This window comes from Polaribacter vadi, assembly GCF_001761365.1.
GTDB lineage: Bacteria > Bacteroidota > Bacteroidia > Flavobacteriales > Flavobacteriaceae > Polaribacter > Polaribacter vadi.
Genome location: NZ_CP017477.1, coordinates 567,232 through 579,281 on the forward strand (window position 1 = coordinate 567,232; position 12,050 = coordinate 579,281).

Sequence of the window (12,050 nt, forward strand, 5' to 3'; positions counted from 1 at the left end):
ATAAAACAAAAATAAATTGTTATTTTGCAACGTTAAATAACTACAGAGTATAAATTGTTAATTCGAGTATTTTCTTTTTACTAAAATTATATAGAAAATGTATCGAAAACACACTTCAAAAATAAATAAATGACATTCGATTTAGAATATAATTCAGCAAGAACATTAATGATAATTCCAGAATATGGCAGACATGTTCAAAAATTGGTAGATCATTGCCTAGCATTAGAAACCAAAGAAGAACGTAATGAAATGGCATTAGCAATTGTTGATGTTATGGGAAATTTACAGCCACATTTAAGAGATGTTCCAGATTTTAAACACAAACTTTGGGATCAACTTTATATAATGTCCGATTTTAAATTGGATGCAGATTCACCTTATCCAATTCCTTCAAGAGAAGAATTGCAAGAAAAGCCAGAACGTTTACCTTATCCAAAATATGCCTCAAAGTATCGTTATTATGGTAACAATATTCAAACAATGATCGACGTTGCTTTGAGCTGGGAAGAAGGAGATAAAAGAGAAGCGTTGGTTTTTACAATTGCAAACCACATGAAAAAGTGTTATTTAAATTGGAATAAAGACACTGTAGATGATGCTGTAATTTTTAAACATTTATATGATTTATCTAATGGAGAATTCGATTTAAGAGATTCTGATGAGGATTTGTCAGAAAGTAAAAACTTATTAAAAAAGAGAAATTCTCAAGGTCAGAACACCTCAAAAAGTACTTACAAGAAACCACACAATAATAATAAAGGTAGAAAAAGATATTAGTCAATGGCATCATTTAAAATTGAAGGAGGACACAAACTAAAAGGAACAATTACACCTCAAGGAGCAAAAAATGAAGTTTTACAAATACTTTGTGCAGTTTTATTAACTCCAGAAAAAGTAACGATAAACAATGTTCCAGATATTATTGATGTTAATAAACTGATATTTATTTTAGGAGAATTAGGGGTTAAAGTAGAGAAATTAAGTAGCAATGCATATTCATTTCAAGCAGATGAATTGAATCTTGAATATTTAGAATCAGATGATTTTAAAAGAGATGGAAGCTCTTTAAGAGGTTCTATTATGATTGTTGGTCCATTATTGGCACGTTTTGGAAAAGGATATATTCCTAAACCTGGAGGTGATAAAATCGGAAGAAGACGTTTAGATACGCATTTTGAAGGTTTTATAAGATTAGGTGCAAAATTTAGATACAATAAAGAAGACAAATTTTACGGAGTAGAAGCAGAAGAATTATTTGGTACAGATATGTTACTAGATGAAGCTTCTGTAACAGGAACTGCCAATATTTTAATGGCGTCTGTTTTAGCAACAGGAACTACAAAAATTTACAACGCAGCTTGCGAACCTTACATTCAGCAATTATGTAAAATGTTGAATTCAATGGGTGCAGATATTACAGGAGTTGGCTCAAATTTATTAACCATAAATGGCGTAGATTCTTTAGGAGGTTGTGAGCACAGAGTTTTACCAGACATGATTGAAATTGGTTCTTGGATTGGTGTTGCAGTAATGACACGTTCAGAATTAACTATCAAAGATGTTAGTTGGGAAAACTTAGGGCAAATACCAAATGTATTTAGAAAACTTGGAATTCAATTCGAAAAAAGAGGCGATGATATTTACATTCCAGAACAAGAATCGTACGAAATTCAGAATTATATAGATGGTTCAGTTTTAACAGTAGCAGATGCTCCTTGGCCTGGTTTTACACCAGATTTATTGAGTATTGTTTTAGTAATTGCAACCCAAGCAAAAGGAACTGTTTTAATTCATCAAAAAATGTTCGAAAGCCGTTTGTTTTTTGTGGATAAATTAATAGATATGGGCGCAAAAGTTATTTTGTGCGATCCTCACAGAGCCACAGTTATTGGTATGAATTTTGAAAGTTCTTTAAAAGCAACAAAAATGACTTCTCCAGATATTAGAGCAGGAATTTCTTTGTTAATAGCAGCACTTTCTGCAACAGGAACAAGCATCATCAACAATATTGAGCAAATAGATAGAGGCTATGAAAACATAGAAGCACGTTTAAAATCTATTGGAGCAAAAATTGAAAGAATAGAGTAATGTTTTGAAGCTATTTCCTGCTTTCAACACTCGCTTTTTTTGTTCAGAAAAAGAACAAAAAAGAGCTCAAACAAATGTTTCAATCAGGGCTAAACTTGTTTGCCAACAATAATAAATAATTAGAAAATAGTGTCATCTTGACACTATTTTTTTGTTGGCAACATTTTTGTCAATATAGTAGAGACAATTTAATTATTACAAAGAAATGAGTAAGAAAGAAGATATAAAAGACGAAGAAATAAACAACGAGCAAGAAACTGCACAAGTTGAAGAAAATCAAGAGGTTGAAGTAGAAGTAGTGAAAGAAGAACCTACTACAGAAGAATTACTAGCAACAGAAAAAGATAAGTTTTTACGTCTGTTTGCAGAGTTCGAAAACTATAAAAAGAGAACAACCAGAGAAAGAATTGAATTATATAAGACAGCAGGACAAGAATTAATGACATCTTTACTGCCAGTTGTAGATGATTTTGAACGTGCTTTGACACATATTGCAGAAGATATAGAAGCAGAAGAATTAAGAAAAGGAGTTTTATTGATTTACAATAAATTCTACAATACTCTAGAGCAAAAAGGCTTATCAAAAATAGAAACCAATGCTGGTGATGTTTTTGATGCTGAAATTCATGAAGCAATTACACAAATTCCTGCACCATCAGAAGATTTAAAAGGAAAAATAATCGATTGTGTAGAGAAAGGATATAAAATGGGTACTAAAATTATTCGTTATCCAAAAGTAGTAATAGGACAGTAAAAAAAAAGTAGGCAGTCTTTAGTCTTCAGTAAGCAGTTCAAAACTATCTGCAAACTGAAGACTGCATACTGAAGACTGAAATACTGCAAACTAATAAAAATGGCAAAACAAGATTTTTACGAAATATTAGGCATTTCTAAATCTGCAACACAAGCAGAAATTAAGAAAGGTTATAGAAAAATGGCAATCAAATATCATCCAGATAAAAACCCAGATGATAAAACTGCTGAAGAGAAATTCAAATTAGCTGCAGAAGCTTACGAAGTTTTGAGTGACGAAAATAAAAAAGCAAGATATGATCAATATGGTCATCAAGCTTTTGACGGTCCTCAAGGTGGAGGTGGTTTTGGTGGTGGTGGAATGAATATGGATGACATATTTAGCCAGTTTGGAGACATTTTCGGTGGTGGAGGTGGAGGCTTTGGTGGTTTTGGTGGTGGAGGCCAAAGACAAGCCAGAGTTAAAGGTAGTAATATGCGAATTCGTGTAAAACTTACTTTAGAAGAAATTGCCAAAGGTGTAGAAAAGAAAGTAAAAGTTCGTAGAAAAGTACAAGCAGATGGTGTGCGTTATAAAACGTGTACAACTTGTAATGGTTCTGGACAACAAATGCGAGTTACCAATACTATTTTAGGTAGAATGCAAACAGCTACTACTTGTAGTACTTGTTCTGGAGCTGGAGAAATTATCAGTTCTAAACCAAATGAAGCAGATGCACAAGGCTTAATTATTAAAGAAGAAACTGTATCAATTAATATTCCTGCTGGTGTAACAGAAGGTGTACAGTTAAAAGTTGGGGGAAAAGGAAATGATGCTCCAGGTAAAAACTCTATTTCTGGAGATTTACTAGTGCTAATTGAAGAAGTTCCTCACGAAACTTTAAAAAGAGAAGGTACAAATATTCATTATGATTTATACATCAATTTCTCTGAAGCTGTTTTAGGAACTAGCAAAGAGGTTGAAACTGTAACTGGTAAAGTGAAAATTAAAATTGATCCAGGTACACAATCAGGTAAAATTCTTCGATTAAAAGGAAAAGGTTTACCTAGTATAGAACGTTATGGAACAGGAGATTTCTTAATTCATACCAATGTTTGGACACCTCAGGAATTAGACAAAGAACAAAGACAGTTTTTTGAAAAAATGAGCGATAATTCAAATTTTACACCAAGTCCAAATAATACGGATAAATCATTTTTTGAAAAAGTTAAGGATATGTTTTCTTAATAAAATATTAAATTCTTAAAAAAGTAGATTTATTTTATCAAATTTACTTTTAATATTATTTAAAACTTTATATTTGCAGTGTGATTAGTTTACTAGTCACACTTTTTCTTTTTCATAGCAATTTTTCCCACTCAAATTTTATTTGAGTGGGTTTTTTATAAAAGAGAATAATAAAATTTTAAAATAAAGAGCAGATTTATCTTATCGCTTTAAATTAATTTTAAAGAGGAAAGTCCGGACACCAAAGAGTAATCATAGTGGATAACATCCATCCAGCGTAAGCTGAGGACAAGTGCAACAGAAAGCAAGTACAGTTAGGCTGTAGTGAAACCAGGTAAACTCTATGAGGTGCAATGTCATGTAAATTAGAGCTTGAGAGCTACTCGCTCGATTCTAAAGGGTAGGCAGATAGATTCTAAAAGTAATTTTAGAACTAGATAAATGATAAGAGCCTTACTTATGTAAGGAACAGAATTCGGCTTACAAGTCTGCTTTTTTATTTTAATTATTAAATTCTTAAAAATAGAGATAAAAACTCTTTTTTTATTGAAGTATCTTCAACATTTTTAAAAATAGCTTTTATTTATCTATTAATTATAGCAATCTATTATTTATCTTTTAAAAGTGATATTAAAGCTGTAAATTTGTTTTACAAAAATTTTAAAATCACAACTGAATATGGCATTTGATATTGATATGATCAAACAGGTTTACGCAAATATGACAGAACGCGTAGATGCTGCACGAAAAATTACTGGACAACCACTTACATTATCTGAAAAGATTTTATACTCTCATTTATGGGAAGGAAAACCTACTAAAGAATTAGTTAGAGGAAAAGATTATGTAGATTTTGCTCCAGATAGAATTGCTTGTCAAGATGCAACTGCACAAATGGCATTATTGCAATTTATGCAAGCTGGTAAAGCTAAAGTTGCTGTACCTACAACAGTTCATTGTGATCATTTAATACAAGCTAAAGAAGGAGCTGCAACAGATTTAAAACATGCAAATTCTACAAGTAGTGAAGTTTTTAATTTCTTAGAATCAGTTTCTAATAAATACGGAATCGGTTTTTGGAAGCCAGGAGCAGGTATTATTCACCAAGTAGTTTTAGAAAATTATGCATTTCCAGGAGGAATGATGATTGGTACAGATTCTCATACAGTTAATGCTGGAGGATTAGGAATGGTAGCAATTGGTGTTGGTGGTGCAGATGCTGTAGATGTTATGGCTGGAATGGCTTGGGAATTAAAATTTCCAAAATTAATAGGAATTAAATTAACTGGAAAATTATCTGGTTGGACAGCTCCAAAAGATGTTATTTTAAAAGTTGCTGAAATTTTAACTGTAAAAGGTGGAACAGGAGCAATTGTAGAATATTTTGGTCCAGGTGCAACTTCTATGTCTTGTACTGGTAAAGGTACAATTTGTAACATGGGTGCAGAAATTGGTGCAACAACATCAACTTTTGGGTATGATGAATCTATGGAACGTTATTTACGTGCTACAGATAGAGCAGATGTTGCTGATGCTGCAAATGAAGTTAAAGAATATTTAACTGCAGATGCTGAAGTATATGAAAATCCAGAAAAATATTTTGATCAAGTAATTGAAATCAATTTATCGGAATTAGGTCCTTTATTAAATGGTCCTTTTACGCCAGATTTATCTACAACTGTTGGATCTGATATGACCAAAAAAGCAAATGATAATGATTGGCCACTAACTGTTGAATGGGGATTAATTGGTTCTTGTACAAATTCATCTTATGAAGATTTATCAAGAGCATCATCAATAGCACAACAAGCAATTGACAAAGGATTAAAAATGAAATCTGAATTAGGAATTAATCCTGGTTCTGAACAAGTAAGATATACTGCAGATAGAGATGGGATTCTAGGGATTTTTGAAAAACTGGATGCTAAAATATTTACAAACGCATGTGGACCTTGTATTGGTCAGTGGGCAAGATATTCTGATCCAAAAAATGCGCCTAAAAATAGTATTGTACATTCTTTTAACAGAAACTTTGCTAAAAGAGCAGATGGGAATCCTAATACACACGCTTTTGTTGCATCACCAGAAATAACAGCAGCAATTGCAATTGCAGGTCGTTTAGATTTTAATCCTTTAACAGATTCATTAATCAACGAAAATGGAGAAGAAGTTATGTTTGATGAACCAACTGGTTGGGAATTACCTCCAAAAGGTTTTGAAGTAAAAGATAATGGATATTTAGCACCAGAAGAAGATGGTAGTCATGTTAAGATTGCTGTAAATGAAGATTCTGAAAGATTACAATTATTAGAGCCTTTTACACCTTTAGGAGATACAATTACAGGAGCAAAATTATTAATTAAAGCTTTTGGAAAATGTACAACTGACCATATTTCTATGGCTGGACCTTGGTTACGTTTTAGAGGTCATTTAGATAATATTGCAAATAACACATTAATTGGTGCTGTAAATGCATTTAACAAAAAAACAAACTTTGTTAAAAACCAATTAACTGGTGAGTATAATGCAGTTCCTGCAGTACAAAGAGAATACAAAAAAGCAGGTATTAAAACAATTGTTGTTGGTGATCATAATTATGGAGAGGGTTCTTCTAGAGAACATGCTGCAATGCAACCAAGACATTTAGGTGTTGCTGCTGTGATTGTAAAATCTTTCGCTAGAATTCACGAAACAAACTTGAAAAAACAAGGAATGTTAGGTTTAACATTTGCAAATGAAGCTGATTACGATTTAATTCAAGAAAATGATACGTTCAACTTTTTAGATTTAAATGAATTTGCGCCAGATAAGCAATTAACAATCGAAGCTGTTCATGAAGATGGAAGCAAAGATATTATAAAAGTGAATCATACTTATAATGATGCTCAAATTAAATGGTATCAAAAAGGTTCTGCTTTGAACTTAATTAAGTTGCAAAACGCTTAAACATACATAAAAATTAGTATTTAAAAACTCCTGAAGAAATTCAGGAGTTTTTTTATGGATAAAAATCATCAAAATTTATTATACATCCTTAAATTTAAATTGATTAAAATTTTTATACAGAATTGATATTATTTTACAACACTTAAAAACAAAATTTATGAAACTGATTTTTTCTTCAAAGCAAGCAACCCAAAAATTGGCCCTATTGCTAAAATAATAAAGATAAAACTAGAGGTTGATGATACTTGTAACGTGGTTAACAGTTGAATACTGATAATTGTTATTGCAAAACCAATACAGTTCACAATAGTTAAAGCAGTTCCTTTATTTTCTGAAGGAGCATTTTTTGCTACTAATGTTGAAAATAGTGGAGAATCTGCAATTACAACCAATCCCCAGAAAATAAGAAAAATTATAAATAGTGTTTTATTTGGTTGATAAAATATCAATGGAGAAAGTAAACAACACAAACAGGACAATAATAAAAAATGAAAAGCTGTTTTTTTGACACCTAATTTTTCTGAAATATAGCCAGATAAAATACAAGAAATACTTCCAAATCCAATAATAGCAAAAGATAACAAAGGAATATTGAAAACTATATTATGATGTAATTTTTGATACATCAAAAATAAAACAGGAACAAATGTCCAAAAGGTATACAATTCCCACATATGACCAAAATAGCCAAAAGACGCTTTTCTGAATTCTATATTTTTAAAAACGTTGAAGCAACTTAATACATTAAAACCTTTACTTTTTGTGCTAAATGGCCCGTCTTTAATGAATATCAACAATAATAAACCACCAAAGATGGATAATAAAGAGGTTGCAATTAAAACATGTTTCCAAGAAGAATTTGTAAAAAGATCTTTTAATAAATGAGGCAAAGCTGTTCCTAATACTAGAGCTCCAACTAAATAACCTAAAGATTTTCCTAACCCTTTATCATAATAATCTGTGGCAATTTTCATTCCAACAGGATAAATTCCAGCCAAGAAAAAGCCTGTTAAAAAACGTAAACTCATCAAACTAACTAAAGTTTGATTGTCTAAAACACACATCAAATTAAAAGCTGCTCCTAAAATGGCACTTATAAAAAATACTTTTGAAGGCGAAAAACGATCAGCAATTGTAAATAAAGCAAAAATAAAAGTTCCAGAAATAAAACCAAACTGAACAGCAGATGTTAAATACCCTATAGAAGCATCGTTTAAATTAAAATTTTCTATAAGATTTGGCATTACTCCATTGCCTGCAAACCACAGAGAAGTGCAGCAAAATTGCGATATAACAATGATGGGAAGTATAAATTTAGAGCTTTTCATTTCAGCAAACGAAATTAATCAAAATGAGTGGAATAATCAGATTAAATAATTTTACAACAAGTTTACTTTCTTTATATTTGAGTTGATGAAAAAAGTTAAAATTATAGAATGTCCAAGAGACGCAATGCAAGGAATAAAATCTCATTTTATATCCACAGAAAAAAAGGCATTGTATATCAACTCGCTTTTAAAAGTTGGTTTTGATACTATTGATTTTGGTAGCTTCGTTTCCCCCAAAGCAATTCCGCAAATGCGAGATACAGCAGACGTTTTAGCAAAGTTGGATTTATCGAAAACAGACAGCAAACTTTTAGCAATCATCGCAAATGTTAGAGGTGCAAATGATGCATCTCAATTTGAAGAAATTGATTATTTAGGATATCCATTTTCGATTTCAGAAAACTTTCAAATGCGAAATACGCACAAAACTATTGATGAATCTATTATAGCTTTAGATGCTATTTTAAACATTTCACAAAAAACGAATAAGGAAGTGGTTGCTTATTTATCGATGGGTTTTGGAAATCCTTATGGAGATCCTTGGAATGTGGAAATAGTAGGCGAGTGGACAGAAAAATTATCAAAAATGGGTGTTAAAATTTTATCGCTCTCAGATACTATTGGTAGCTCAACTCCAGAAGTTATTGACTATCTATTTTCGAACTTAATTCCACAATATCCAGAAATTGAGTTTGGTGCACATTTACACACAACTCCAGATAAATGGTTTGAAAAAGTGAATGCTGCTTACAAAGCTGGTTGCAACAGATTTGATGGTGCCATAAAAGGGTATGGAGGTTGCCCAATGGCTAAAGACGAATTGACAGGAAATATGCCAACTGAAAAATTACTGAGTTATTTTACAGCTGAAAAAGCTGATACAAACATAAAACCGATGAGTTTTGAAAGTGCTTATAATAAAGCTTTAGAGGTTTTTATATAAATTTTCATTTTACTTATAATGATATTTTAATATTTATATAGTTGAAAATCAGATAAATGGAATATTTTTTAAAAGTAATATTGATTCTATTGAATAACTATATTTATTATTTCATAAAGTATAAACCCATCATTTTTTGATGGGTTTATTGTTTTTGTACTTAAATTGATATCACACATTAAAGTCTGTGGTTTTGTATAATTTGATTTGCCTTGATTATTATAAATAAATTATCTTTACTTATAAAGAGTAATAAAAAATTCACATATTCTGTTTTATTTATGGGATATGAGTACTTATAGTTACTATAAGACAAGTTGTACACAATACGCCAAACCAACTAAAATCTGAAATACATTGAAATTACAAATACCAAAAGAACAAGCAATTGCAAGACTTGAAAAACGAATATTGGAAATCAATTCTTATGAATTTGAGCCGGAAGTATGGAAAGGAGCAACAGAAGAAGATTTACAATATATTTTTGGAGCTCTAGATTTAAAATGGTTGAAAATTAGACAAATTAAGTTTACAACAGTAGTTCCTTCTGCAAAACAAGATGTTTTGGAAAATGGGAAAAAGCAAGCTGATGGTTTTTTAAAAGTGTTTATTGAGCAAATTGAAGAGTACTCTAAAATTGCAAATGAAAAAGCTGACAAAAGAGAACGGATTTATGAGCAAAAATACTTCGAATTAGAAACAGAAATGAAAATTATATTAGGGAATTATAAAGAATCTATTGGAATTTTGGAGAATTATTCTGCTGAATTAGAGCAACAGGATATAGAAATTACTAATCTTAAAAAAAACACTGTTCAACTTTCAGATATTACTCTTGCCAAACTTTTCAGAATGTTAGGCAATTTACCATTAGCACAATTGATTACTCTAATTGGAATTGTTATTAGTATTTTAGTTTCTGCAGCATGGTTTGGAGTACAATTAGAGAAAAGCACTTCCAAAGATGCAGAATTTGAAAACAAAACTTCAATTGAAAAATTGAGAAGTGAAAAGTTATTATTACAAGATAGCATAAGAGGAATTGAAAAAGATAGACGTCAATTAAAATCAGAGGTTTATAGACTAACAGAAATTGATAGTTTATCAAAAATTGTCAATAAAAAAAAATAGTACTGTCTAGAGCATCTATATATAACAAATAAAAACTCACAATTGAAATCAATAAAACTAATTACCTACTTTTTAGCAATCGTAGTTTTATCTTCTTGTCAAAAAGACGATCAAAAAATAAACTTTACTTTTTTACAACTGAATGATGTGTATGAAATTGCGCCAATTCAAGGAGGACAGTTTGGAGGAATGGCTAGAGTTGCAACTGTACACAAAGAATTATTGCAAGAAAATAAAAATACGATGCTTTTTATGGCTGGTGATTTTTTAAATCCGTCTTTATTAGGAACTTTAAAAGTTGATGGAGAACGAATTCGAGGAGCACAAATGGTCAATGTTATGAATGCTATGAATTTCGATTTGGCAGCATTTGGGAATCATGAATTTGATATTTCTCAACAAGATTTGCAAAAACGTTTGAATGAAAGTACTTTTCCTTGGGTTTCTGCCAACGTAAAATTAAAAACAGCAGAAGCTGCAATTCCATTTTACAAAGAAATCAATGGAAAAAAAGAAAATGTGCACGAAACTTTTGTAAAAGAATTTACAGATGAAGATGGTACAAAAATTAAAGTCGGTTTTATAAGTGTCTGCATTCCATCAAACCCAAAAGAATATGTGGAATATGGAAATATGTTTGTAAAAGCAAGAGCATCTTATGCAGCATTAAAAGATTCTGTAGATATTGTTTTTGGATTGACACATGTTAAAATTGCAAATGATAAAAGAATTGCAAAGTTAATTCCTGAAATCCCATTAATTATGGGAGGTCATGAACATACTAATATGAGAATTGAAACCGAAAATGGCGTCATTACAAAAGCCGATGCGAATGCAAAAACGGTGTATATTCATAGAGTTTCTTTTGATAAAAAAACGAAAAAGGCAACAATCGTATCAGAATTAAAAGAAATAAATGCATCCATTAAAACAGATGAAAAAGTTGGGGCAGTTGTCAATAAATGGCAAAATATTTTAAATACTCAGATTAAAGAAGTTATTCAAAATCCTGAAGAAATTATTTATGCAACCGAAATTCCTTTAGATGGACGAGATTTTTCTGTGAGAGGAGAACAATCTAATTTAGGGTCAACAATTACAAAAGCAATGTATTTTGCGTATAACGAAAAAGTTGATGGAGTCATTGTAAATGGTGGTTCTATAAGGATTGATGATCAATTAGTTGGTAATATTACACCTGTAGATATTTTTAGAGTTTTACCTTTTGGTGGTGCCATTGTAAAGGTTAAAATAAAAGGAAGATTATTAAAGCGTGTTTTAGATTATGGAGAATTAGCTGCTGGAACTGGAGCATACCTTCAAAGACATCATATTGAGAAAGTAGGAGAGAAGTGGTTGATTCAAAACAAAGAATTAAACACGACTAAAATATATACAATTGCTTTTTCTGATTATTTATTAAAAGGATTTGATATTCCTTTTTTATCAGAAGAAAATAAAGAAGTTTTAGGAGTTTATCACCCTAAAGAAAATGAATTAGCTTTTGATATTAGAAAAGCTGTTGTAGAATACTTGAAAACACAAAAGTAATTTTTTAGTAGTAACTTTTGTAATCTAAAATTGATATATAAAAAAAGCTCAAAATTGAAAATTCAATTTTGAGCTTTTT

9 protein-coding genes and 1 other RNA gene are annotated in these 12,050 nt (G+C 30.7%); 9 read left to right on the forward strand and 1 reads right to left on the reverse strand.

The annotated features are described in order from the left end of the window. The first annotated feature begins 129 nt into the window (after positions 1-129). The 6 genes from LPB03_RS02585 to LPB03_RS02610 all read left to right on the forward strand — a co-directional run bounded on the left by LPB03_RS02585 (position 130) and on the right by LPB03_RS02610 (position 7,018). The gene (locus LPB03_RS02585) at positions 130-780 is read left to right on the forward strand and encodes a DUF4290 domain-containing protein (protein ID WP_065318021.1); all 651 of its coding nucleotides are present in this window, start codon (positions 130-132) and stop codon (positions 778-780) included. 3 nt (positions 781-783) lie between these two features. Further along, positions 784-2,091: a UDP-N-acetylglucosamine 1-carboxyvinyltransferase gene (gene murA, locus LPB03_RS02590; protein ID WP_065318020.1), complete on the forward strand. Its 1,308-nt coding sequence runs from the start codon at positions 784-786 to the stop codon at positions 2,089-2,091. 205 nt (positions 2,092-2,296) lie between these two features. After that, a complete protein-coding gene (locus LPB03_RS02595; RefSeq protein ID WP_065318019.1) occupies positions 2,297-2,845 on the forward strand; it encodes a nucleotide exchange factor GrpE in 549 nt (182 codons plus the stop codon). 99 nt (positions 2,846-2,944) lie between these two features. Next, on the forward strand, positions 2,945-4,072 hold the full coding sequence (gene dnaJ / locus LPB03_RS02600) for a molecular chaperone DnaJ (protein WP_065318018.1): 1,128 nt from the start codon (positions 2,945-2,947) through the stop codon (positions 4,070-4,072). 187 nt (positions 4,073-4,259) lie between these two features. Next, positions 4,260-4,571: RNase P RNA component class A (gene rnpB / locus LPB03_RS02605), an RNA gene on the forward strand. A 179-nt stretch (positions 4,572-4,750) separates the two neighbouring features. Continuing rightward, complete coding sequence (locus LPB03_RS02610; RefSeq protein WP_065318017.1) at positions 4,751-7,018, forward strand: aconitate hydratase; 2,268 nt, start codon at positions 4,751-4,753, stop codon at positions 7,016-7,018. A 155-nt stretch (positions 7,019-7,173) separates the two neighbouring features. Here the strand turns inward: LPB03_RS02610 and LPB03_RS02615 are convergent, their stop codons facing one another. Beyond that, complete coding sequence (locus LPB03_RS02615) at positions 7,174-8,346, reverse strand: MFS transporter (RefSeq protein WP_065318016.1); 1,173 nt, start codon at positions 8,344-8,346, stop codon at positions 7,174-7,176. An 85-nt stretch (positions 8,347-8,431) separates the two neighbouring features. Here LPB03_RS02615 and LPB03_RS02620 point away from each other — a divergent pair, with 85 nt between their 5' ends. The 3 genes from LPB03_RS02620 (at position 8,432) to LPB03_RS02630 (ending at position 11,971) form a co-directional block, all read left to right on the forward strand. Then, a complete protein-coding gene (locus tag LPB03_RS02620) occupies positions 8,432-9,289 on the forward strand; it encodes a hydroxymethylglutaryl-CoA lyase (protein ID WP_065318015.1) in 858 nt (285 codons plus the stop codon). A gap of 357 nt (positions 9,290-9,646) precedes the next feature. Continuing rightward, on the forward strand, positions 9,647-10,420 hold the full coding sequence (locus LPB03_RS02625; protein ID WP_065318014.1) for a hypothetical protein: 774 nt from the start codon (positions 9,647-9,649) through the stop codon (positions 10,418-10,420). 42 nt (positions 10,421-10,462) lie between these two features. Further along, a complete protein-coding gene (locus tag LPB03_RS02630; RefSeq protein WP_065318013.1) occupies positions 10,463-11,971 on the forward strand; it encodes a bifunctional metallophosphatase/5'-nucleotidase in 1,509 nt (502 codons plus the stop codon). Positions 11,972-12,050 lie beyond the last annotated feature (79 nt).